Origin of the sequence: Streptomyces sp. NPDC090021, from assembly GCF_044748225.1 — a bacterium.
In the GTDB taxonomy this organism is placed as follows: Bacteria; Actinomycetota; Actinomycetes; order Streptomycetales; family Streptomycetaceae; genus Streptomyces.
On the sequence record NZ_JBIVFO010000034.1, the window covers coordinates 68,588 to 92,357 of the forward strand.

Here is a 23,770-nt window from a genome sequence, read left to right on the forward strand (position 1 = left end):
CCGCCCGGCCCGGAACACCTCAGGTGAGGACCCGGCGCAGGGTCCGGGCCACGCGCCGCACAGTCCGGCTGCGCGGCAGGAACGACAGCTGGGCGGGGATGCCGCCGGGCAGCCCCAGCGCGGTCAGCCGGCGCCGCGTGAAGTACCGCCAGGTGCCGGGGGTCAGGTGCGCGGCCAGGTACGCCTCGGCCGCGTCCCGCCGCGCCGCCAGGATCTGCGGCTGCATGGTGAACCCGACGGCGGTCAGGAGCCCGGCACGATCCGCCCCGGCCCGCTCCAGCGACGCGGGCGTCCAGGCGCGGACCGCCTCCGGGTCCGCCAGGTCCGGCAGCAGCGAGTCCACCAGCACCAGTGGCACCCGGTTGCTGTTCGGGTACGGGTCCAGGCGGGCCAGCACGGCCCCGGTGCCGGTGCGCGCGACGGGCAGCCCGTACAGCGCGGCGGCGGTCAGCAGGCCCGTGGAGAAGCAGCCGACGACCAGCGCCGGACGCAAGCGCCGGTAGAGGGTCTCGGCCAGGACCGGGCTGCTCGTCACGGTGAGCCGGGCGCCGAGCCGGTCGGCCTCCGCCACGGCCCGGCGGGCGTACTCGGCCGGCGCGCCGGGGTGGGGCTTGAAGACCAGCTCCCGGTGGCCGAGCGCGAAGGCGCCCCGGACCATCGAGGCGTGCAGCTCCTCCTCCTCGTCCGGGGTCATCAGGTCGAGCGCCGACAGGTACTGGCCCAGCAGCAGGACCGGGGACTCCCCGACGCCCTCCAGGTCCGGACCGTGCGGGGGCAGCTCCGCGAGGACCTTCAGGAAGGCCTCCGCGGGGACCAGCTCCCGGCGCGCCCCGAACTCCGTCAGCAGCAGCGGCCGCAGGCCGGGTACCAGGTCCAGGTGGAGCACCCGGCGCACCCGCATCCCGAGCTGCGGGTCGAGGCGGAAGCGGGTGGGGCCGTAGCTCATCAGCCCGTCGGCGTAGACGTCGACCGCCGCACCCGGGAAGAGCCGGCACAGGGACTGGGCCGGCGGTACCTGGAGGGACTCCACGACCAGTTCGACCCGGTCCTCGCCGAGGCCCCACAGCGCCCGCAGGTGCCGCTCCCAGATCGGCACGTCCTCGGCGCGCGGCGCCCAGGTGCTCGGGTGCTGCGGCTCGATCACGGCGTTCCAGTCGAGCACCTCGTCGAAGCGGGTGCGCAGGGCGCCGAAGCCCGGCGCGTCGGCCAGGCCCGGGGCCACCTCGGCGGTGACGGCGTGGTTGCTGGTCAGCAGGATCCGGCGGCCCGCGGCCGGGAAGCAGCCCGCGTCGACGCCCGCCGCGAGCGTGGCCGCTCCGTAGAGGGTGGAGGCCAGGAAGATCTGCGTGAGCATCAGGCGGTCGCCCCCGAAAGGGCGCGGCGGCCGCCGCGCAGGCGGCGCAGGAGCGCGGAGCGCTCGGCGTCCATCGAGTCCAGGACCCTGTCGAGGACGTCCTGGGGCATGCGGCCGAGCGCGGCCGCGCTCATGAGGCGGAGTTTCTTGGCCACGGCCGGTTCGTACCTTTCGATGGATCCGAAATGGTGCGCGATAATTGCGCAGTACGTTCGTACGGATTTCGGCATGAGCAGTTCCGATTCCGGATCGGTGGCGACCCCGGCGAGAACCTGGTCGAATGCCCGGATGAAATCGAGCTGCCGTTCGTCCCTGATCTGCGTCAACGACGTGGAAACACCGCGCCGGTAGAAGACGCCCGGCAGCCCGACCGCCGCGAAGGAACCGGCCTCCCGGTGCAGCCGCCAGATCCACGGCCGGTCCTCCGCCGTGCGCAGCCCGTCGGTGAAGTGCAGCAGGCCCCGGTCGAGCAGCCGCCGGTGGTACATCCCGGCCCAGGCGTACGGGTAGTCCACCGAGGTCGCCCGGTCGGCGGGCAGGATCGCGCCGCGCGGATCGGAGACGACGGACTGCGGACCGAAGGGGACGCGCTGCACGCTCCGCGACCGGCCCGTGCAGCGCACATGGTCGGTGCGGATGAAATCGCAGCCCAGCGCCTCCATGGCGGCCAGCATCCGGGCCAGGTGGCCGGGGGCCAGCCAGTCGTCCCCGTCCAGGAAGGCGAGGTACTCGCCGCGGGCCGCGTCCAGCCCGGTGTTGCGCGCGGTGGCCAGCCCGCCGTTGCTCGCGCGTCTGAGGTGCACCGCCCCGGGCAGCTCGCCCGCCGCCCGTTCCAGCAGGTCCGGCGTCCCGTCCGTCGAGCAGTCGTCGACGAGCAGGAACTCGAAGTCCTCCCGGGCGTTCAGTTCGAGACTCCGCAGGGCGTCCGGCGCGTAGGTCCGGACGTTGTAGAACGGCACGACAACAGAGAGCTTGGGCACCCGCGAGACCTTAGGACGCCGCCCGGCATTCACCGTGGCCCGGATGCGGATTTCACGTGAACGGCGCGGGGCGGGCGGGTTAACCCGTGCGCTTTCGCATGCAGTCGACGCTTTGTTAACCCGCTGTTGTGCGTTCGTTGGGCCGATCACCGAAAACGCGGAATAGCTTCTGCCGCGTGCCAGAACGCAAACGCGTCGCCGTACTCGCCGATTCCGACACGAGATGGAAATGGGGCGCCACCACCGCCCGCCGTCTCGTGCCCGACCACCAGCTCACCGGATACCTGCTGCGCGGCCGCGCCACGCCCACCGCGCGCCAGCTCGGCGAGGTGGGCGTGCGGGCCGACCGGCCGGCCGAGGTGACCTGCGCCGAGTTCCTCGCCGAGATCGAACGCGAGCGCTACGACGTGGTCGTCCTCGCGCTCGTCGGCGGTGCCGTCCAGGCCGTCCTGCACGGGGCCCGCGCCCTGTGGCCCGCCCCCGCCCGGCGCCCCGTACTCGTCACCGGATACGTCGGGGTCGTGTACGAGAAGCTCGCCGACGGGCTGCTGCTGCGGCACGGCGCCGACCTCGTCCTCGCCAACTCCCGCCACGACGCGGAACGCTTCCGCGCCGTGTACGAGGGGGTCGGTGCCGACGCCGGGGCCGTCACCGAGACCGCGCTGCCCTTCCTGGGCGGGGCGCCGTACGAGCCGGCCGGAAGCCGGGCCCACACGGTGGTCTTCGCCGTGCAGCCCTCCGTGCCCGACAGCCGCGCCGACCGCGCATACCTGCTGGAAAGGGCCGTCGGCCACGCCCGCAAGCACCCCGACCGGGAGGTGCTGATCAAGCTGCGCAGCAAGCCCGGGGAACACACCACGCACCTGGAGGAGCAGCCCTACCAGCGGCTCGCCGAGCGCGTCCGCGGCGGGCTGCCCGCCAACTGCCGCCTGGTGTACGGGAACATGGGCGAGGTGCTGGACGGCGCCGACCTGCTGGTCACCGTCTCCTCCACGGCCGCGCTGGAATCCCTGCACCGTTCCATCCCGACGGCCGTCCTCACCGACCTCGGCATCCGCGAGGCCCTCGGGAACCACCACTTCCTGGGCTCCGGCTGCCTGGCCTCGTGGGACCAGCTCGACGCGGGGCTCCTCCCGGAAGGTGACCCGGTCTGGCTCGCGGCCCAGGGCGTCCGCCCGGCGGACGCGAAGGGCGCCGACGCCCGGGCCGCCCGGGCGGCCGGCGCACCGAGCCCCGAGCCCGCCGCCTCCCACGGGTCCGCCGCCGACGAGACGGCCGCACCGCCCGCGCCCACGTCGGCTTCCGCAGCGCCCGCGTCCGCCGTGCCGGCCCCCACAGCGCCCACCGCGGGCGAGGACGTCGCAGCCCACGGCGCGTCCGTCCACGACGTCCACGACCCCTACGCCCTCGCCCGCGCCAAGGTCGCCGGGCTGCTGGCCGCGGCCCGACTGCCCGCGCCCGCGCCCTACTACACGCTCACCACCGCCCCCGGATACCTGCCCGGCATCCTCGCCCGGCACCGCCTCGCACCCGACGGCACCCCGCAGCCCGGCGCCGCCCGGCCGGAGGCGGGGGAGTCCCGGCTGCGCCGCCGGCTCCGCACCCACCTGCGCGAGGCCGCCCGCGGGGTGTACCGCCACGGGGTGCAGCGCGTCGCCCCGGTCATCCGCAGGCTGGGGGAGCTGTGAGGGTCCTCGCCGTCGTCCCCGCCCGCGGCGGCTCCAAGGGGGTCCCCGGCAAGAACCTCGCCGAGGTCGCCGGCACCCCGCTCGTCGCCCGCGCCGTCCTGGCCTGCCGGGCCGCGCCGACCGTCACCGACGTGGTGGTCTCCACCGACTCCGAGGCCATCGCCGAGGCCGCCCGCGCCGCGGGCGCAGACGTGATCGCCCGCCCCACCGCGATCTCCGGCGACACCGCGAGCAGCGAGGCCGCCGTCCTGCACGCGCTGTCGGCCTTCGAGGAACTGCACTCGCTCACCGTGGACGTCGTCCTCCTCGTCCAGTGCACCAGCCCCTTCCTCGCGACCTCCGACGTCGAGTCGGTCGCCGTGGCCGTCGCCTCCGGGGCGGCCGACTCGGCCCTGACCGTGGCCCCCTTCCACGGCTTCCTCTGGCGGGACGACCCCGACGGCTCCGGGACCGGCGTCAACCACGACCCCGCCCACCGGCCCCGCCGCCAGGACCGGCCGCAGGACCTGCTGGAGACCGGCGCCGCCTACGCCATGGACGCCGCCGGCTTCCGCACCGCCCGCCACCGCTTCTTCGGCCGCACCGTGCCCGTCCCCACCGACCCCGCCCGGGTCCTGGAGATCGACGACCCGCACGACCTGGCCCGCGCCCGGCTCCTCGCCCCGCTGCTCGACCCGCGCCCCGTCGTCCCCGCCGACCCGCAGCCCACACCCCCCGCCCCCCGTACACCCCCGCACCGAAGGACGCCCCCTGCCATGACGACCTCCCTCCCCGACCCGCGCCTGCGTCCCTTCGGAGCCCGCACCGCCGGCCCCGGCCACCCCGTCTACGTCGTCGGCGAGATCGGCATCAACCACAACGGCGACCTCGGCAACGCCTTCGCCCTCATCGACGCCGCCGCCGAGGCCGGATGCGACGCCGTGAAGTTCCAGAAGCGCACCCCGGAGATCTGCACCCCGCGCGACCAGTGGGACATCGAACGCGACACCCCCTGGGGCCGGATGACCTACATCGACTACCGCCACCGGGTCGAGTTCGGCGAGGACGAGTACCGCGCCATCGACGAGCACTGCGCCAAGCGCGGCATCGACTGGTTCGCCTCCCCGTGGGACACCGAGGCCGTCGCCTTCCTGGAGAAGTTCGACGTCCCCGCCCACAAGGTGGCCTCCGCCTCCCTCACGGACGACGAACTGCTGCGCGCCGTGCGCGCCACCGGGCGCACCGTCGTCCTGTCCACCGGCATGTCCACCCCGCAGCAGATCCGCCACGCGGTCGAGGTCCTCGGGAGCGCCAACATCCTTCTCTGCCACGCCACTTCGACGTACCCGGCCAAGGCCGAGGAGCTCAACCTGCGGGTCATCGACACCCTGCGCGACGAGTACCCCAACGTCCCGATCGGCTACTCCGGGCACGAGACGGGCCTGCAGACCACCCTCGCCGCTGTCGCCCTCGGCGCCACCTTCGTCGAGCGCCACATCACCCTCGACCGCGCGATGTGGGGCTCCGACCAGGCCGCCTCCGTCGAGCCCGGCGGCCTGGCCCGACTGGTCCGCGACATCCGCACCATCGAGACCGCCCTCGGCGACGGGATCAAGCGGGTCTACGAGTCCGAGCTCGGCCCCATGAAGAAGCTGCGCCGCGTCCGCGGCGAGCTGGCAGCCGTCTAGTGCTGTGACCGGAACGGTTCACCGCCTCACGACGTCCGGTACGGCACCTCGCCGCGTTGTCGGACCACGGAAGTACGTCCGGTACGAGCCGCGGCCCTCCGCCTTGCGATGCACCGCACCGGACGCCGCGAGACGGCAAAACCTTTCCGGCCACAGCACTAGGGGTGTCCCTCGCGGACACGCCCCGGCGCGCACCGGTCCCGCCCCACACGAAGGAGTACGTGTGAGCACCTCCGCCTCCACCCTGGCGTTCGTCGAGAGCCCGGTCCAACTCCTCAACGTGCTGGAATGGGCGTACGAGCGCGGCACCGCCGCCGACCGACCGCTGGACGGCGTACCGAGCCAGCGCGGGCGCCGCGCCGTGGGACGGGCGGCCGAGCCCGGCCCCCGCCCGGCGGACACGCTCGCACCCGTACGGATCGTCGTCCTGCCGCCCACCGACCCCATGTCCCGAGGCCAGCTCCGCCGGATGGCGGCGCTGGCCCGGGACGAGGGGTGCGACGTGCAGTGGCAGGAGGCGCGCGGCAGCCGCCTCGCGCCGCTGCGGGCGCTCGCCGCCCTGGCGGGCGACGTCCGCGCGGCACGCACCGTCGTCGTCGGCGACCCCTTCTCGCGCTACGTCCAGCTCCTGCTCACCCTGGTGCGCGCCGAGGAGCTCGTCGTGGTCGACGACGGCACCGCCACGATGGAGTTCGTCGCGCAGACCGCCCGCGGTGAACGCCTCGTCCGCTGGCACCGGGTCGGCGGCGGAGGGCTGCCCGGCCGCATCCGCGAGCTGGCGTACGCGCCCGTCTCGGCCGCCGCGCGGCGCCGCTTCGTCCCGGACCGCGCCGCCGGCGCCGGGGCGGAGCGCCGCGTCGAGCTGTTCACCTCGATGCCGGTCGCCCCGCACGGCGGGATGACGCTGCGGGCCAACGAGTTCGCCTGGACCCGCGCCCGCTTCGGCCCGCCCCGGCTGACCAGGGGTACCGACCTCGTCGGCACCTCGCTCGTGGAGACCGGCGTGGTGGACCCGGACCGCTACCTGGACGCGGTCCGCTCCCTCGCCGTGGAACACGGCGCCACCCGCTACTTCGCCCACCGCCGCGAGTCCCCGGAGAAGCTGCGCGAGCTGAGCCGGGCGACCGGGCTGGAGATCGTACGCCCGGACCTGCCACTGGAACTGATCGCCCGTCGGGGTCCGGTCGGCCGGACGATCCTCAGCTTTCCGTCCACGGTCGTCCACACCCTGCCGTACGCCCTGACCGGTACAGGTGTCCGAGTCGCCGTATGCGATGTGGACCCGGCCTGGCTCACCGGCACCGCCTCCCCGCGCGCCCGCAGCTTCCTCGCGGGGGTCACCGGCACCGCCCGTGATGTGCACAGACTGCCTGCCCAGGCGGCGCCCAGGGCCGGATGAGCGCGCGAGTTTACCCCCGGGCTCACCCGGTCATGCGTCCAGAGGCTGGGTTTCTTTCCCCTAACGGCATGAACTTTTCGTGATCCCCAGCCAGTTGACCCATCCGTGCGCCTACCCTTCAACGGGTGAACCAGTTGATGTCCCGCGAGTCCCAGACCCTCCAGCCCGTCGCGTCCGACCGGCCCGAGCTGCCCGGCAAACTTCCGGACCACCTGCGCACCGAACTGATCGCCTTCCGCCGGGACTTGCACATGCACCCGGAGCTCGGACACCAGGAATTCCGCACCACTGCGGCGATCAAGGCCAGGCTGGAGAAGGCCGGCCTGCGACCACGGGTCCTGAAGTCCGGCACGGGCCTGATCTGTGATGTGGGCACCTGGGACGGGGGCCGGCCGATGCTGGCCCTGCGCGCGGACATCGACGCCCTGCCCATCCCCGACACCAAGACGCACGTCTCGTACCGCTCGACCTTCCCGGACCGCGCCCACGCCTGCGGCCACGACGTGCACACCGCCGTCGTCCTCGGCGCCGGCCTCGTCCTCGCCGAGCTCGACCGGCAGGGCCTCCTGCCGCGGCCGGTGCGGCTGCTCTTCCAGCCCGCCGAGGAGGTGCTGCCCGGCGGCGCCACCGACGCGATCTCGTCCGGGGTGCTGGACGGCGTGGGCCGGATCGTCGCCGTGCACTGCGACCCCCGGGTCGACGCAGGCCGGATCGGCCTGCGGCCCGGCCCCATCACCTCCGCCTGCGACCGGCTGGAGGTCACCCTCACCGGCTCCGGCGGGCACACGGCGCGGCCACACCTGACCACCGACCTGGTGACCGCCGCCGCCCGGGTGGCCGTCGACGCCCCCGCCCTGCTCGCCCGCCGGATGGACGCCCGCTCGGGCATGTCCGTCACCTGGGGCCGGATCGAGGCCGGGCACGCCTGCAACGTGATCCCGATGCACGCCGAACTGTCCGGAACCGTTCGCTGCCTGGACCTGGCGGCCTGGCACGAGGCGCCGGACATGATCCACGCGGCGATCGACGAGATCGCGACGATGCACGGGGCCAAGTTCGAGATCAACCACGTGCGCGGCGTGCCGCCGGTGGTCAACGACCCGGTGATCACCGAGCTGCTGCGCGAGGCGATGGGGGCCCGCTGCGGGGCCGAGTCGGTCGAGGACACCGAGCAGAGCCTGGGCGGGGAGGACTTCTCCTGGTACCTGGAGCACGTTCCGGGGGCCATGGCACGCCTGGGAGTGCGCGCGCCGGGCGACACCGCCAAGCGCGATCTGCACCGCGGCGACTTCGACGTGGACGAGGACGCGATCGCCGTCGGCGTCGAGTTCTTCACCGCCGCCGCCTTGATCGACGGCCGCCGTACGCCGCCTTCCAGGTAGCGATCGGGCCGGGCTCCTTACAACATCGGCGAGCCTCCCGGCGGACGCGTCCGGCCCTTGGTACACAAGGGCCGGACGCGTTGACAGTCACCGATCGGTCACTGTCCGGTTCGCGACGATCCGATAACGACTCATGAACGGGCCTTTAACTGACATCTACGCGCGTTACGATCGCCGCGAAACCAGCGCCGGTCGTGGCGCTTCGGTCAGGTTTTTAAGGAGCCTCCCCTTGCGCCGGATCACCAGGATCGCCACCGTGGGCATCGCCTCCGCGGCGCTGGCCCTCTCGGCCACCGCCTGTGGCGGTAAGAAGTCCTCTGACGCTGCCGCCTCCCCCTCGGAGTCGGGCGGCCAGAAGTCCGCAGCCATCGCATACGACATCGGTGGCCGCGGCGACCAGTCGTTCAACGACGCCGCCTACGCCGGTCTGAAGAAGGCCGAGACGGAGCTGAAGATCAAGGGCGCCGAGGCGGAGCCCACCGACGGCGAGGGCGAGGCCGACAAGGTCCAGCGCCTCACCGAGCTGGCCCGCAAGGGCAACAACCCGGTCATCGGCGTCGGCTTCGCCTACGCCCCGGCCATCAAGAAGGTCGCGCCGAAGTTCCCGAACACCACGTTCGGCATCATCGACGACACCTCGGTGACCGGCCCGAACATCGCCAACATGGTCTTCAACGAGGAGCAGGGCTCCTACCTGGCCGGCGTCGCCGCCGCCAAGGCGTCCAAGACCGGCACGGTCGGCTTCATCGGCGGTGTCGAGGTCCCGCTGATCAAGAAGTTCGAGGCGGGCTTCACCCAGGGCGTCAAGGACACCAACCCGAACGCCAAGGTGCTCTCCACGTACCTGACCCAGCCGCCGAACTTCGACGGTTTCGCTAAGCCCGACCTGGGCAAGGCCGCCGCGCAGGGCCAGCTCGACGCCGGTGGCGCCGACGTGATCTACGCCGCCGCCGGTCTGGCCGGTTCGGGTGCCATCGAGGCCGCGTCCGCCAAGGGCAAGTGGGCCATCGGTGTCGACTCCGACCAGTACAACCAGGCCGGTCTGGCGAAGTACAAGGACTCCATCCTGACCTCGGTCACCAAGGACGTCTCGGACTCCGTCTTCAACCTGATCAAGTCGGTCGAGGACGGCAAGCCCACCACCGGTGAGATCCGCTACGGCCTGGACAAGGACGGCGTCGGCCTGGCCGACTCCAACCCGAAGTACAAGGAGATGACCGACCTCATCGCCGCGGTGGAGAAGGCCAAGGCCGACATCATCGCCAACAAGATCACCGTCAAGACCGCCCCGTAAGGCAGTCTCCGACCTGTAGTCCTGGGTCTCCGGGGCCCGGGAAGCGATCGATGTCGCTCCCGGGCCCCGAGCCTCATTCTGTGATCACTAGTCTGTGACCAAGCAGCCTTTGTGGCCGCGAGTTTTCACTTCCGACAGTGCTACGCGCGTAGAAGCATCGTGGACGCGATACTTTCACTCCCCGCCCTGTCCTCCCTGCCTTCCGCTCCTTTCGCGCCAAGGAGAGTGCGTCATCAACGCGTCCAGCCCGCCCCCCGCCGTAGAACTGCACGGCATCACCAAGCGCTTCCCCGGCGTCGTCGCCAACAAGGACATCGCGATCACCGTCCGCAAGGGCACGGTCCATGCCCTGATCGGTGAGAACGGCGCCGGCAAGTCGACCCTGATGAAGATCCTCTACGGCATGCAGAAGCCGGACGAGGGCACCATCGCCATCGACGGGGAGCAGGTCGCCTTCCACACGCCCGGCGATGCCATCGCCCGCGGCATCGGCATGGTGCACCAGCACTTCATGCTCGCCGACAACCTCACCGTCCTGGAGAACGTCGTTCTCGGCGGCGAGAAGCTCTACGGCATCGGCGCCAAGGCCCGCAAGAAGATCATGGAGATCTCGGACGCGTACGGCCTCGGCGTGCGCCCCGACGCCCTCGTCGAGGACCTCGGCGTCGCCGACCGTCAGCGTGTGGAGATCCTCAAGGTCCTCTACCGCGGCGCGAAGATCCTCATCCTCGACGAGCCGACCGCCGTGCTCGTGCCGCAGGAGGTGGACGCGCTCTTCGACAACCTGCGCGAGCTCAAGTCCGAGGGCCTGACCGTCATCTTCATCTCGCACAAGCTGGGCGAGGTGCTGAAGGTCGCCGACGACATCACCGTCATCCGGCGCGGCACCACGGTCGGCACCGCCGACCCGAAGACCGCCACCCCCAAGCAACTCGCCGAGCTGATGGTCGGTGCGGAGCTGCCGTCGCCCGAGACCCGCGAGTCCACGGTGACCACGACCCCGATGCTGCAGGTGACGGGCCTGACCGTGGCCGCCTCCGACGCCGTCGTCGCCGAGCCGGAGGTCCTGGTTCCGGCGGGCGCCCAGGACTCCGCGACCCATGAGAAGGCCGAGCCCGGCCGTCTCCTCCTGGACGACGTCAACCTCACCATCCACAAGGGCGAGATCCTCGGTATCGCCGGTGTCGAGGGCAACGGCCAGACGGAGCTGATCGAGGCCCTCATGGGCATGATGGCCCCCGACACGGGCGTCATCACCCTGGACGGCGCGGACATCACCAGGATGTCGGTGCGCAAGCGCCGCGAGGGCGGCATCGGCTACATCCCCGAGGACCGTCACCGCCACGGTCTGCTGCTGGAGTCCCCGCTCTGGGAGAACCGCATCCTCGGCCACGTCACCGAGGCGCCCAACTCCAGGAAGGGCATCCTCGACCCGAAGGCGGCCCGCAAGGACACCGAGCGGATCGTGCGTGAGTACGACGTGCGCACCCCCGGCATCGACGTCACCGCGGCCTCGCTCTCCGGCGGCAACCAGCAGAAGCTGATCGTCGGCCGCGAGATGAGCCACAACCCGAAGTTCCTCATCGCCGCCCACCCCACCCGCGGTGTGGACGTCGGCGCGCAGGCGCAGATCTGGGACGCGATCCGCGAGGCCCGTCGCGAGGGCCTGGCCGTACTGCTGATCTCCGCCGACCTGGACGAGCTCATCGGCCTGTCCGACACCCTGCGCGTGATCTACCGCGGCCGCCTGGTCGCGGACGCCGACCCGGCGACCGTCACTCCCGAGGAGCTCGGCACCGCCATGACGGGCGCCGCCTCGGGGCACCTGGAAGCTACCGACAACCACTCCGCCGCTGCCGACGGTGACACGACGGAGGACGAGGCCCGATGAAGAAATTCGACAAGGACCGGCTGCTGCTCGCCATCGCCGGGCCCCTGCTCGCGCTGGTCAGCGCCTTCGTACTGACCATGATCGTGCTGGCGGCGACGGGTATCAACCCGATCGAGCCGCTGCGCATCATGGTCGAGAACGGCGGCTACGAGGACGTCCAGATCCTCATCGTCAACCAGGCCGGCACGTACTACCTGGCAGCCCTGGCCGTCGCCATCGGCTTCCGGATGAACCTCTTCAACATCGGCGTCGACGGCCAGTACCGCCTCGCCGCGATGATCTCCGCGCTGGTCGGCACCGCGATCACCCTGCCCGGCCCGCTGCACATCCTGCTGATCGTGCTCGTCGCGATGCTGACCGGTGCCTTCTGGGCCGGTATCGCGGGTGTCCTCAAGGCCAAGCGCGGGGTGAGCGAGGTCGTTTCGACGATCATGCTCAACGCCATCGCCACCAGCCTCATCGCCTGGCTGATCCTGCCGAAGAACCTCGGTGTGCAGGTGGAGGGCTCCAACGACCTCACCACCGGTGAGATCGCCCAGTCCGGCTGGTTCCCGGCCCTGTCCATGGGCGACTCGGGCGAGATCTACGGTTTCACCTTCATCGCCTTCGCCCTCGGCGTCGTGTACTGGTTCGTGCTCAACCGCACCCGCTTCGGCTTCGACCTGCGCGCCAGCGGCGCCAGCGAGTCCGCCGCCGCGGCCTCCGGTGTCGACTCCAAGAAGATGATCGTCACCGCGATGCTCATCTCCGGTGCCGTGGCCGGCCTGTCCGGCATGCCGGTGCTGCTGGGCGAGACCCACACGTACAACCTGGGCTTCCCCGTCGGTGTCGGTTTCACCGGCATCACCATCGCCCTGCTCGGCCGCAACAGCCCCGTGGGCATCTTCTTCGCCGCCCTCCTGATGGCCTTCATCGACAAGGCGTCCGCCGGTCTCGACACGGAGGGCTACGCCCGGGAGATCGGCACGATCATGAAGGGCCTGATCGTGATCGCGGTGGTCGTCTCCTACGAGCTGATTCGCCGCTACGGCATCCGCCGTCAGCAGCAGAAGGTCGGCGAGGAACTGGCTGCGGGCCACGCCATGAAGACCGAGAAGGAGGTCGCGGCGTGAGCGCCAGCACCGTTTCCACGAAGAAGGCGGCACCCGCGCCGGGCGGCCGCAAGAAGCTCACCCTGCCCTGGATCCTGCTGATCGTCGCGGCCGGCCTCGCGCTGGTCTCGCTGGTCCGCCTGGTCTCCGGGGCCAACGACCTGACCTCCGTGGGCCAGGTGTCCGGCGCCCTCTCCCTCGCCGTGCCGATCGGTCTCGCCGGTCTCGGAGGCCTGTGGGCCGAGCGCGCGGGCGTCGTCAACATCGGCCTCGAAGGCATGATGATCCTCGGCACCTGGTTCGGCGCCTGGGCCGGCTACCAGTGGGGCCCCTGGACCGGTGTGCTGGTCGGCATCGCCGGCGGCGCCGTCGGCGGCCTGCTGCACGCGGTCATCACCGTCACGTTCAACGTCAACCACATCGTCTCCGGTGTGGCCATCAACATCCTGGCGCTCGGCTTCACCCAGTACCTGTCGAACTTCACGTTCGCCGAGGCGCCGGGCGGCTCCTCCAAGCAGTCCCCGCAGGTGGAGCCGATCACCAAGATCACCATTCCGGGGCTGTCGGACTGGATGGCCGACCTCCAGGCCAAGCACTGGTTCTTCGTCTCGGACCTCGCCGGCGTGATCGGCGGCCTCATCACCGAGATCTCGCTGCTGACCATCGTGGCCCTGCTGCTGATCCCCGCCACCTGGTGGGCGCTGTGGCGGACCTCCTTCGGTCTGCGCCTGCGCTCCTGCGGTGAGAACCCGATCGCCGCCGAGTCCCTCGGCGTCAACGTCTACAAGTACAAGTACATCGCCGTGATCGTCTCCGGCGCCCTCGCGGGCCTCGGCGGCGTGTACCTGTCCGAGGTCGCCAGCCCCATCTACCAGGAGGGCCAGACCGGCGGCCGCGGTTACATCGGTCTCGCCGCGATGATCTTCGGTAACTGGATGCCGGGCGGCATGGCGCTGGGCGCGGGCCTGTTCGGCTTCATCGACAGCCTCAAGCTGCGCGGTGGCGCCGAGAACGTCCACGCGATGCTGCTGCTGATCGCGCTCCTGCTGGTCATCGTCTGCGTCTGGCAGCTCTACAAGAAGAAGTACATCCAGGCCGGCATCTCGGCGGCCTTCGCCGCGCTGCTGTTCGTCTGGTACGCGGTGACGGACGCGGTGCCGAGCCAGTTCGTCGACGCGGCCCCGTACCTGACCACGCTGCTCGTGCTCGCCCTGTCGGCGCAGCGCCTGCGGATGCCCAAGGCGGACGGCATGCCGTACCGCAAGGGTCAGGGCAAGTGACCGAGGTACCCGCGGTGGACTGGGAAGCCCTGCGGACGCACGCCCGGGAAGCGATGACCCGGGCGTACGCCCCCTACTCGGGCTTCCCGGTCGGGGTCGCCGCCCTCGTCGACGACGGCCGCATCGTGACCGGCTGCAACGTCGAGAACGCCAGCTACGGGCTGGGCCTGTGCGCCGAGTGCGGACTGGTCTCCTCCCTCCAGGCCACGGGCGGCGGCCGCCTCACGCACTTCACGTGCGTGGACGGCAAGGGCGAGATCCTCGTCCCGTGCGGGCGCTGCCGCCAGCTGCTGTACGAGTTCGGCGGCGACGAGCTGCTGGTGGACACCCCGGACGGGGTGCTGCCGCTGGCGGCGATGCTGCCCCAGGCCTTCGGGCCCGGTCACCTGAGATAGCCGTGCCGACGGCCCTTCGCCCCTGCCGGGCGGAGGGCCGTCGCACTTGCCGTTCCCTGATCCCCTCTCCTCCCTCTCTCTATGCGCGTAGAAGGAAGCACCTCATGGACGTCATCTCCGTCATCCGGACCAAGCGGGACCGCGGTGAGCTGAGCCCCGAGCAGATCGACTGGGTCATCGACGCCTACACCCGCGGTGTCGTGGCCGACGAGCAGATGTCCGCCCTGGCCATGGCCATCCTGCTCAACGGCATGAACCGGACCGAGATCGCCCGCTGGACCGCGGCGATGATCGCCTCCGGCGAGCGCATGAACTTCGACGCCCTCTCCCGCCCGACCGCCGACAAGCACTCCACCGGCGGCGTCGGCGACAAGATCACCCTTCCGCTGGCCCCGCTCGTCGCGGCGTGCGGCGCGGCCGTGCCGCAGCTGTCGGGCCGCGGACTCGGCCACACCGGTGGCACCCTCGACAAGCTGGAGTCCATCCCCGGCTGGCGCGCGCTGCTCTCCAACGAGGAGATGATGCACGTCCTCGACACCACCGGCGCGGTCATCTGCGCGGCCGGCGACGGGCTGGCCCCGGCCGACAAGAAGCTGTACGCGCTGCGCGACGTCACCGGCACCGTCGAGGCCATCCCGCTGATCGCCTCCTCGATCATGTCGAAGAAGATCGCCGAGGGTACGGGCTCGCTCGTCCTGGACGTGAAGGTCGGCACCGGCGCCTTCATGAAGAACATCGAGGACGCGCGCGAGCTCGCCCGCACCATGGTCGGCCTCGGCACCGACTCGGGCGTCAAGACGGTCGCGCTCCTCACCGACATGTCCACCCCGCTCGGCCTGACCGCCGGAAACGCCCTCGAAGTCCGCGAGTCGGTCGAGGTCCTCGCGGGCGGCGGCCCCGCCGACGTCGTCGAGCTGACCATCGCGCTGGCCAAGGAGATGCTGGACGCGGCGGGCATCAAGGACGCCGACCCGGCGAAGGCCCTGGCCGACGGCTCCGCGATGGACCACTGGCGCCGGATGATCGCGGCCCAGAGCGGCGACCCGGACGCGACCCTCCCGGTCGCCCGCGAGCAGCACGTCGTCACCGCCCCGGAGTCGGGTGTGCTGACCCGACTGGACGCGTACGGTGTCGGCGTCGGCGCGTGGCGCCTCGGTGCGGGCCGCGCCCGCAAGGAGGACCCGGTGCAGGCGGGCGCCGGCATCGAGCTGCACGCGAAGCCGGGCGACACCGTCACGGCCGGCCAGCCGCTGATGACGCTGCACACCGACACTCCGGAGAAGTTCGACTACGCCCTGGCGGCGCTGGACGGCTCCTTCGACATCGCCGCGGCGGGCACGGCCTTCTCCGCCACGCCGATCGTTCTGGACCGCATCGCCTGACCTGCGGCTTCCCTTTCGGGTGAACGGGACCGGTGGACCCCCACCGGTCCCGTTCGGCATGCTGGGATCGGTGACGAACCGATTGAGGAGCACACCATGAGCGCACTCACCGTCCAGCAGGAGCCGCAGGGCGGCGACAGCTGGGAGCGCCTCGTCCGCCTCTGGGAGGAGTCGGACTGGCCCGAGGGCTGCAGGGTGGAGATCATCGAGGGGATCATCACCGTGGCACCACCGCCCGTCAACCATCACAACTACATCGCCGTCAAGGTGCAGCGGGCACTGACGCCCGTGCTGCCGCCGGACTGCGAGATCTACCAAACCCTCAACGTGGCAGTCCCGTCCCGTAGCGGTCTGTTCATTCCGGACCTGGTGGTGGCACCCGACGAGGTGGTCCTGGAGGACGCCAACTACGTCCCGGGGGCCGCAGCCGAACTCGTCGTCGAGATCACCTCGAAGTCGAACGCGGTCAACGACCGCGTCGCCAAGCTCAACGGTTACGCCGCCGCGGGTATCCCGCTGTATCTGCTCATCGACCCGCACGCGACGGGAGAGCCCGCGATCCACTTGTACGGCGAGCCCGCGAACGGCACGTACCGCCTGCTCTGGTCGGGCAAGTTCGGCGAGACCGTCAAGCTGCCGGAGCCCTTCGGCGTGGCGATCGACACCTCCGGCTTCCCCCGTCCCTGACCTCCGAGCCGAGGCAGGGCCTCGACCGGGCGGGGGCGTCAGGCCAGTGTCCGGTCGTACCGATGAAATCCGGTGGGCGGAGGAGTCATCCCCTCGTGGAGATCACCCGACTCGTGCTGCCCGGACCCGCCCCGACCGCCCCTGACGCCGCGACGCTGTGTGCGCGCCTCGCCCGCCTCTACGAGGGCGGGGCCCGCGCGGTGGAGTGCGATGCGCGGGCCGTCACCGCGCCGGGCCTGGGCGCCGTGGAGGTGCTGGCCCGGCTGCGGCTGACCGCGCGGGGCCGGCCGCTGCGGGTGACCGGTGCCGCGCCCGCCCTACGCGCCCTGCTGGACCTCGTAGGACTCGTCGAGCTGCTCGGGGAGGCCGAACAGCGGGAACCAGCGGGCCGTGTCGAGGAAGGCGTTGAGGCCGACGATCCGGCCGTCTGAGACCTCCAGCACCTGCAGCGCCCACGGGGTGTGCCCGGGAAGGCCGTCCTCGCGCGGCCGGTACTGACCGAAGGCCGGCATGCCGTTCGCGGTCGTCGGGATCAGGCGGGAGCCCTTGCAGCCGATGCCCTGGCCCAGGTGCCAGGCCGCGATGTCCGCCTTGCCCTGCAGCCACAGGTCGTACGGCGGCATGGACAGGACGGCGTCCTCGTGCAGGAGCGCCGTCAGGCGCGAGATGTCGTACGACTCGAAGGCGGCGAGGTACTGCTCCAGCAGCTCCGCCTGCTCGGCGTCCAGCGGGTCGGCCGACTCGCTCGCGCGCACCCGCTGTCCGGCGAGCGTGGCCCGCGCCCGCTGGAGCGCGCTGTTCACCGATGCCACCGTGGTGTCCAGCAACTGCGCGACCTCGTCCGCCTTCCAGGCCAGTACTTCGCGCAGGATGAGCACCGCGCGCTGCTTGGCCGGCAGGTGCTGGAGCGCCGCGACGAAGGCGAGCCGTACGGATTCCTTCGCGAGCGCCATCTCCGCCGGGTCCGCGGTCTGCGGCAGTACCCGGCCGTCCGGGACGGGCTCCAGCCAGGTCACCTCGGGCCGCTGGTTGAGCACGGCGGAGGACTGGTGCTGCGGGGCGGTCAGGTCCATGGGACGGGCCCGCTTGTTCCCGGCGTTCAGCAGGTCCAGGCAGACGTTGGTGGCGATCCGGTAGAGCCACGACCGCAGCGAGGAGCGGCCCTCGAACTTCTCGTGGCTGCGCCAGGCGCGGATGTAGGTGTCCTGCACGGCGTCCTCGGCGTCGAAGGCGGAACCGAGCATCCGGTAGCAGTAGCCCGTGAGCTCGACCCGGTAGCGGTCCATCGCCGCGTCGAGATCGCTGCTGGTGGTGGTGGCGAGGTCACTCATGGCGGTCCGTCCCCCTGACGTACGTGGCTCCTTCGGAACCTACCCGAAGGCACTGACAACGGCAGCCGGAAGCGCGGAGCGCCCAGGTCTATCGACGTCAAGTATCTTGACGTCAAGATTATTGTCGGGCAGGCTTCCTCGGGTATCTCGACGTCGAGATACATGGACGGCGGACGGGGAGGGCCCGGGATGCGGCGCGGCGGGGAGATCCGGAAGGCACGGCGGGGGGAGCGGGAACCCGGCCTGGTGGCCCAGTTGCGCAGGCCGCCCGGCGGCCGCGACGCGCGGATCATGCTCCTCGCCCAGCTGCTGGACCGCGCCGGCACCGGCGTCTGGGCCGCGGCCTGCGTCCTCTACTTCACCTTCGTCATCGGCCTCGACGTCGGACAGGTGGGGCTGCTGCTCGGCGCGTCCGGGGTGGCGGGCATCGCCGGCTCGCCCCTGGCAGGCCACCTCGCCGACCGCTTCCCGGTGCGCTCCCTGCTCATCGGCGCCCACCTGCTGCGCCTGGTCACCCTCTGCCTGCTGCTCGTCGTCACCGACTTCACGCTCCTGCTGTGCGTCGTGGCCGTGACCCACCTGGGGGACCGGGCGGCGAAGACCCTGGAGATGCTGTTCGCCACCCGGGTCGCGGGCGAGCGGCGCGCCACCTACCAGGCGCTGTCGCGCAGTTCGGCGAACGCCGGCTACGCGCTCGGCGCGGGCCTGGCCGCCATCGGCCTCGCCGTCGGCACCCGCGGCGCCCACCACGTGCTCATCCTGGCCAACGCGCTGTCGTTCCTCGTGGCCGCCGCCCTGGTGTGGTGCACCCGGGAGCCGCGCGGCCGCGGGCTCGTGGCCGCACCGTCGCCCGTACCCGCCGCCGGGGCCGCCGCCGCCCCGGAGCCCGCAGGCCCGGCCCCGGCCGCAGTCCAGGCCCCGGCCGCAGGTCCGGACCCGGCCCCGGCCGCACGACGGAGTCCCTGGCGGGACCGCGGCTACCTCCGGTTCGTCCTGCTGGACATCCCGATGCACCTCGACGACTCGATCCTGGGCATCGGCATCCCGCTCTGGCTGGTGAGCCGCACCACCGCGCCGCACGAGCTGATCCCGGCCTTCCTGGTCATCAACACCGTGCTCGTCGTCGTCCTCCAGCTCCGCGTTTCGGCGAAGGTCCGCGACGCCCGCGGGGCGACGGGAGCGGTCGCCCTCTACGGGGTGACCATGCTCCTGTGCTGCGGCCTGCTCGCGGCCGCGGCCGGCGGCGGGGTCTGGGCGGCGTCCGGCGCCCTGCTCGCCGCGGCGGTGCTGGCCACCGCGGCGGAGCTGATGCGCTCGGTGAGCTCCTGGGAGCTCGCGGTCTCCCTCGCGCCCCGGGAGGCGCGCGCCTCGTACCTCGGAGTCGCCGGCATGGCCCAGTCCGTCCAGAAGACCGCCGGACCGCTGCTGCTGACGGGCGTGGTCATGGCCGCGGGCCCGGCCGGCTGGCTGGCCCTCGGCGCGGCGGTGACGGGCCTGTCGCTGGTCCAACGGCGCTTCAGCCTGCGCCGGTTGGAGGAACCGGCCGTCCGTTCCGCCGCGCCCGCGTCCGCGGCCGCCTGAGGCTACGTACCGGGCTTGCGGCCGTACACGTAGACGTCCTCGCCCTTCCCGAGCAGCTTCCAGTACGCCTTCGCGTCGGCGGGCCGCATGTTCACGCAGCCACCCGAACCGGGCGGGTTCCACATGCTCTTGGTGGTCGAGTGGAAGGCGATACCGCGGTCGAAGAACTGGGCGTACGGCATCGACACGTTGTAGAGCGTCGACCAGTGGTCGATGCTGCGGAGGTAGATCCTCCGCGCGCCGGTCCGCGTCTCCGTGCCGTCCTTGCCCGTGCGGACGGGGACGGGGCCGTACTTCAGTACGGAACCGTCCTGGATCCAGCTGAGCTGTCGCGTCAGGTCAACGCAGGCGATCCGCCCCCGGTTCACCGGGCAGTGCCCCGCCCTGTTCGGGGTGGCGCCCGCGGCCCGCTGGGCGAGCATCGTACTCATCACCTGCCAGGTCAGCGGCCCGGCGTAGCCCTGGGCCGGGCTGATCCCGTGGCTTCTCTGGAACGCCCGGACGGCCGTGCAGTCGGCCGCCGACTGCCTTCCGTCCACGGGCCGTCCCAGGAACTTCTCCACCTGCCGCTGGTACGGCCCGGCGGACCGGTTGCAGGAGGCGGCCTCTGCCGTACCGCCTCCCGCGACCACCACCAACGGCAGCGCCAGCGCCGCCGCCGCGCCCCACACCACCGCGCGCCGCCGCGCCGACCGCTCGCGCGTCTTCCGCGTACCCATCCGGACCTCCCCTGCTCACCGCACTTCGTTCTCCGTGTTGAATGCCCGGAAAACGAGCAGGGGTTGCCTCCGGTGGAAGCGAAGTCCGCGTCAGCGCGCGCCCGCTGCGCAAGCCGGTATGCGCCGCTGCGCGCGGGCCGCGTGCGTCCCGTACAGGGTGATCGACACGACGCCGAGCACCGCGAGGAGCGCGATGCCGACCGTGGCCGCCCAGCCGGCCCCGTGGTAGGCGAGGGCGCCGAGGGTGCCGCCCGCGCTGGAACCGAGGTAGTACGCCGACTGGTAGAGCGCGGAGGCCTGCGCACGGCCCGTCTTCGCCGTCCGGCTCACCGCGGCCGAGGCCACCGCGTGCCCGGCGAAGAAGCCCGCCGTGATCAGGACCAGCCCCAGCACGACCGTCACCAGGGAGTCCGACAGCGACAGCAGCAGCCCCAGCGCCGTGGTGGTCACGGCCAGGTACAGCGCGCCGCGCCGCCCCGTCCGGGCCACCAGCCTGCCCGCCGCCGCCGAGGAGACCGTGCCGACCAGGTAGATCAGGAAGATCGACCCGATCACGCCCTGGCCGAGCGAGAACGGCTCGTCCACCAGCCGGTAGCCGATCACCGTGTAGACCGCGCCGAAGACCGTCATGAACAGCGCGCCGATCCCGTACAGCCGCAGCAGCAGCGGGTCGCGCAGATGACCGGCCACGGTGCGGCCCACCGCGCGCGGGTTCAGCGACGCCGGGCGGAAGAACCGTGCCCGCGGCAGCAACACCAGGAAGACCACCGCGCAGACCAGCGCCATCACGGCGACGGCCGCCAGACCCGCCCGCCAGCCTCCCAGCTGGGCCGCCCAGCCGGTGACCAGGCGGCCGCTCATGCCGCCGATGGAGTTGCCCGCCACGAACAGGCCGATCGCGCCCACCAGCGCCCGCGGCCGCACCTCCTCCGCCAGGTACGCCATCGCGGAGGCGGGAATGCCGGCGATCGCCGCACCCTGCACGGCACGCAGCACCACCAGCCACTCCAGGTTCGGCGCGAAGGGCACGAGGAGCGCCACGCCGACGGCGACCGTCATCGACCAGGTCATCATCCGGGTGCGGCCGAACCGCTCGGAGAGCGCGCTGAGCGGGAGTACGAACAGCGCGAGGGCGCCGGTGGCCGCGGACACCGTCCAGCTGGCCTGACCCGCCGTCACTGCGAGGTCGTCGGAGATCGCGGGCAGCAGCGCCTGGGTGGAGTAGAGGAGGGCGAAGGTCGCCAGTCCGGCGGCGAAGAGCGCGAGGCTCATCCGGCGGTAGCCGGAGCGGCCGGGGGAGTGGGGTTCCGGTGCGGGGGACGACGCGGTGGAGGCACCCGGGATGACAGGTGCCCCGGTATGAACGGGAGGCATGCCTTCGACGGTAGGCCCGTGCTTTTCATGCGTCCAATGCACAGAATCGCGATAATCGATCCACTGCAGCATCAGTCCAGGTCAGGATCGTGGATGTCGACGAACCGTTACGCAGAAGACATGACGGTGACAACTTCGCTGGCGCCCCGGCTGGCGTATTTCGTCGCCGTCGCCCGGCACGAGCACGTCACCCGCGCCGCCCAGGAACTGGGCGTACCGCAGTCCACCCTGTCCCGGGCCATCGTCCGGCTCGAACAGGACCTGGGCGTATCCCTGTTCGCACGCAAAGGCCGCACCGTCGCCCTCACCACGGCGGGCCGCACCTTCCTGGCCTCCGCCGAACAGGCCCTGGACGGCATCGCCCACGCGGCCGAGTCCGTCCAGCAGGACGCCGACCCGGCCTACGGCAAGGTCGCCTTCGGCTTCCTGCACACCCTCGGCCCCGAGACCGTACCCGGCCTCATCCGCGCCTTCCGCGCCGACCACCCGCGGGTGCGCTTCTCCCTGGTCCAGAACTACGGCGAGGCCATGCTGGAGAAGCTGCGCGCCGGCGAGCTCGACCTCTGCCTCACCTCGCCACTGCCGGACGCCCCCGACCTCGTCGCCCGCCGCCTCGACGAACAAAGGCTGCGCCTGGTCGTCCCCGACGACCACCGCCTCGCGGGCCGCAAGCGCATCCGCCTCGCCGAGGCCGCGGAGGAAACCTTCGTCACCCTGGAGGCCGGCTACGGCCTGCGCCGCATCACCGACGACCTGTGCGCGGAAGCCGGCTTCACCCCCCGCGTCGCCTTCGAGGGCGAGGAGGCCGAGACCCTGCGCGGCCTGGTCGCCGCCGGCCTCGGCGTGGCCCTGCTGCCGCCGCCGGCCGTGCCCCGCCCCGGAGTGGTCGAGCTGAACGTCACCGCCCCGCGCGCCGTCCGGGAGATCGGCGTGGCCTGGCTCGACGGCCACCCCGACACCCCGCCGGTCGCCGAGTTCAAGCGCTTCCTCCTCTCCCGCCGCGGCCGCCTCATCCCGGAACTGGAACCGCCCGCGGCGCAGGAGGGCCAGCGCCCCGAAAACTGATGGCCGTCCCCGGCTCCCGCCAGCACAATCAACAGGGTCGTCGGGGTCCGAGGGGGAAGCTGTTTGGACGTGTTCGTGTGCGCCGGGTGCGGTACGGAGCTGACGGCCCCGGTCTCCCGGGTCGCCCTCCCCGTCCACACCCACTACGGAGCCTGGGAGGAACTGCATCCCCCGCTGATGGAGCCGGCGACGTACGCCCTCGACCCCCGGCCCACCGGACCGCCCTGGCGGCTGTGGGACGACGTGGGGGAGGAGCTGGCGGCCGAACAGGGGGTGTACCTGCCGCAATACTCCGTGTCCTTCGGGAAGCGGGACAGGATCGTCATCGCACCCGGCGACTCCCGGGGCACGGCCCTGATCCCCGAGAAGTGCGAGGGCTACTGCATGGGCATCGACGGCCGTGACGGGCCCAACCTGGCGTGCGAGGGCTGCGGACGCCCGGTCGCGACGCGCATGGACGACTGCGGGCTGTGGCAGGCGGTGTGGCTGGAGCCCGACCGGGTCCGGTGCGTGCCCTCGGGCCTGCCCGCCGTCCCGGTCCCCGACTGGGACGAGCTGGACCTGCGGACCTGCGCAGTGGCGCCCGTCGAACTCGACGGCTCCCGCAGCCGCCGCTGGGAGGCCGCCGTCCCGGTGGCCCTCGCGCACCTGGTGGCGGCCTGTGCGGGCCGCCCCGTGGAGCTGCCCGGTCCCCTCGCCGACCTGGTCGGTGACACCGTCGCCGGCTACCTGCCCGCAGGTCCCCCGGCCTTCACCGCCCGCCTCGCCGGGCCGGGCAGGCCCGTGCCCCCGTCCGGCGACGGCGAGGTCCTCCTCGTGCCCCGCCACCCGGTCACGGGCGAGCCGTGGCGGCCCCCGCACGGCACCGCGCCCGTGGTGCCGCTGGACATCGGGGTCTGGGCCCACCTGGTACTCCCGGCGGAGACCTCGCCGCGGCCCGCGACCGGCACCCTCCCGGAAGGCGTCCTGCGCGACGACTACGTCGTGCCGCCGCACCGCTGGCGCTGGTTCTACCCCCACGACCGGGCCTTCAGTGACACGCTGGCCCACCTCCCCGACATCCGCCGCCCGGAGCTGCGCGCCTACTACGACCGGTGCAGCGGACCCGGGCCGTACTAAGGGCTGTCCCGCAATCCCCGGCGGGCGCACGACGCCAGCTACGGCACCTCGCTGCGTTGTCGGAACGCCCGAATACGCCCAGTATGGGGAC

At 72.1% G+C, this 23,770-nt stretch carries 20 protein-coding genes and 1 pseudogene; 16 read left to right on the top strand and 5 right to left on the bottom strand.

Annotated features, from left to right (window positions below):
• Positions 1-19: 19 nt before the first annotated feature.
• Positions 20-1,354, bottom strand: a complete 1,335-nt coding sequence (locus ACIPXC_RS25570; RefSeq protein ID WP_401622580.1) for a polysialyltransferase family glycosyltransferase — start codon at positions 1,352-1,354, stop codon at positions 20-22.
• Complete coding sequence (locus ACIPXC_RS25575) at positions 1,354-2,334, bottom strand: glycosyltransferase family 2 protein (RefSeq protein ID WP_401622583.1); 981 nt, start codon at positions 2,332-2,334, stop codon at positions 1,354-1,356. The genes ACIPXC_RS25570 and ACIPXC_RS25575 overlap by 1 nt, the downstream gene beginning before the upstream one ends.
• Positions 2,335-2,510: 176 nt before the next feature.
• On the opposite strand from ACIPXC_RS25575, the gene ACIPXC_RS25580 reads away from it, so the two are divergent.
• The 13 genes and pseudogenes from ACIPXC_RS25580 (at position 2,511) to ACIPXC_RS25640 (ending at position 16,921) form a co-directional block, all read left to right on the top strand.
• The gene (locus ACIPXC_RS25580) at positions 2,511-4,022 is read left to right on the top strand and encodes a DUF6716 putative glycosyltransferase (protein WP_401622586.1); all 1,512 of its coding nucleotides are present in this window, start codon (positions 2,511-2,513) and stop codon (positions 4,020-4,022) included.
• A pseudogene (locus ACIPXC_RS25585) lies at positions 4,019-4,387 on the top strand (cytidylyltransferase domain-containing protein); the annotation flags it as partial. The gene ACIPXC_RS25580 and the pseudogene ACIPXC_RS25585, both read left to right, overlap by 4 nt.
• A gap of 390 nt (positions 4,388-4,777) precedes the next feature.
• Positions 4,778-5,689 (top strand): N-acetylneuraminate synthase family protein, encoded by a 912-nt coding sequence (locus ACIPXC_RS25590; RefSeq protein WP_401622635.1) that lies wholly within the window; start codon positions 4,778-4,780, stop codon positions 5,687-5,689.
• 223 nt (positions 5,690-5,912) lie between these two features.
• Complete coding sequence (locus ACIPXC_RS25595; protein ID WP_401622589.1) at positions 5,913-7,088, top strand: hypothetical protein; 1,176 nt, start codon at positions 5,913-5,915, stop codon at positions 7,086-7,088.
• A 137-nt stretch (positions 7,089-7,225) separates the two neighbouring features.
• Positions 7,226-8,470 (top strand): amidohydrolase, encoded by a 1,245-nt coding sequence (locus tag ACIPXC_RS25600; RefSeq protein ID WP_401622638.1) that lies wholly within the window; start codon positions 7,226-7,228, stop codon positions 8,468-8,470.
• Between the two features lie 229 nt (positions 8,471-8,699).
• Positions 8,700-9,764: a BMP family protein gene (locus ACIPXC_RS25605; protein ID WP_401622592.1), complete on the top strand. Its 1,065-nt coding sequence runs from the start codon at positions 8,700-8,702 to the stop codon at positions 9,762-9,764.
• Positions 9,765-9,996: 232 nt separating this feature from the next.
• A complete protein-coding gene (locus ACIPXC_RS25610; protein ID WP_401622640.1) occupies positions 9,997-11,655 on the top strand; it encodes an ABC transporter ATP-binding protein in 1,659 nt (552 codons plus the stop codon).
• Complete coding sequence (locus ACIPXC_RS25615; protein ID WP_401622596.1) at positions 11,652-12,767, top strand: ABC transporter permease; 1,116 nt, start codon at positions 11,652-11,654, stop codon at positions 12,765-12,767. Before ACIPXC_RS25610 ends, ACIPXC_RS25615 begins: the two co-directional genes overlap by 4 nt.
• Positions 12,764-14,026, top strand: a complete 1,263-nt coding sequence (locus ACIPXC_RS25620; protein ID WP_401622599.1) for an ABC transporter permease — start codon at positions 12,764-12,766, stop codon at positions 14,024-14,026. Before ACIPXC_RS25615 ends, ACIPXC_RS25620 begins: the two co-directional genes overlap by 4 nt.
• Positions 14,023-14,421 (top strand): cytidine deaminase, encoded by a 399-nt coding sequence (locus ACIPXC_RS25625; RefSeq protein WP_401622602.1) that lies wholly within the window; start codon positions 14,023-14,025, stop codon positions 14,419-14,421. Before ACIPXC_RS25620 ends, ACIPXC_RS25625 begins: the two co-directional genes overlap by 4 nt.
• A 104-nt stretch (positions 14,422-14,525) precedes the next feature.
• Positions 14,526-15,803 (top strand): thymidine phosphorylase, encoded by a 1,278-nt coding sequence (locus ACIPXC_RS25630; protein WP_401622605.1) that lies wholly within the window; start codon positions 14,526-14,528, stop codon positions 15,801-15,803.
• Positions 15,804-15,899: 96 nt separating this feature from the next.
• Entirely contained in the window at positions 15,900-16,490 is a 591-nt protein-coding gene (locus tag ACIPXC_RS25635; protein ID WP_401622608.1) for a Uma2 family endonuclease, read from the top strand.
• A gap of 95 nt (positions 16,491-16,585) precedes the next feature.
• Positions 16,586-16,921, top strand: a complete 336-nt coding sequence (locus ACIPXC_RS25640) for an STAS domain-containing protein (RefSeq protein WP_401622611.1) — start codon at positions 16,586-16,588, stop codon at positions 16,919-16,921.
• Here ACIPXC_RS25640 and ACIPXC_RS25645 read toward each other — a convergent pair.
• Positions 16,808-17,821 carry a sigma-70 family RNA polymerase sigma factor gene (locus ACIPXC_RS25645; protein ID WP_401622614.1) on the bottom strand — a complete coding sequence of 338 codons (1,014 nt, stop codon included), beginning with the start codon at positions 17,819-17,821 and terminating at the stop codon, positions 16,808-16,810. The genes ACIPXC_RS25640 and ACIPXC_RS25645 overlap by 114 nt on opposite strands.
• A 189-nt stretch (positions 17,822-18,010) precedes the next feature.
• Between ACIPXC_RS25645 and ACIPXC_RS25650 the strand changes: the two genes are divergently transcribed.
• Positions 18,011-19,402, top strand: coding sequence for an MFS transporter (locus ACIPXC_RS25650; RefSeq protein WP_401622617.1), 1,392 nt, complete (start codon positions 18,011-18,013; stop codon positions 19,400-19,402).
• 2 nt (positions 19,403-19,404) lie between these two features.
• Here ACIPXC_RS25650 and ACIPXC_RS25655 read toward each other — a convergent pair whose 3' ends face one another.
• Both ACIPXC_RS25655 and ACIPXC_RS25660 read right to left on the bottom strand, forming a co-directional pair.
• Positions 19,405-20,121: a L,D-transpeptidase family protein gene (locus ACIPXC_RS25655; protein ID WP_401622620.1), complete on the bottom strand. Its 717-nt coding sequence runs from the start codon at positions 20,119-20,121 to the stop codon at positions 19,405-19,407.
• A gap of 90 nt (positions 20,122-20,211) precedes the next feature.
• Positions 20,212-21,495, bottom strand: a complete 1,284-nt coding sequence (locus ACIPXC_RS25660; RefSeq protein WP_401622623.1) for an MFS transporter — start codon at positions 21,493-21,495, stop codon at positions 20,212-20,214.
• Between the two features lie 63 nt (positions 21,496-21,558).
• On the opposite strand from ACIPXC_RS25660, the gene ACIPXC_RS25665 reads away from it, so the two are divergent.
• Both ACIPXC_RS25665 and ACIPXC_RS25670 read left to right on the top strand, forming a co-directional pair.
• The gene (locus ACIPXC_RS25665) at positions 21,559-22,560 is read left to right on the top strand and encodes a LysR family transcriptional regulator (protein WP_401622643.1); all 1,002 of its coding nucleotides are present in this window, start codon (positions 21,559-21,561) and stop codon (positions 22,558-22,560) included.
• 69 nt (positions 22,561-22,629) lie between these two features.
• Positions 22,630-23,679: a hypothetical protein gene (locus tag ACIPXC_RS25670; protein ID WP_401622646.1), complete on the top strand. Its 1,050-nt coding sequence runs from the start codon at positions 22,630-22,632 to the stop codon at positions 23,677-23,679.
• Positions 23,680-23,770 lie beyond the last annotated feature (91 nt).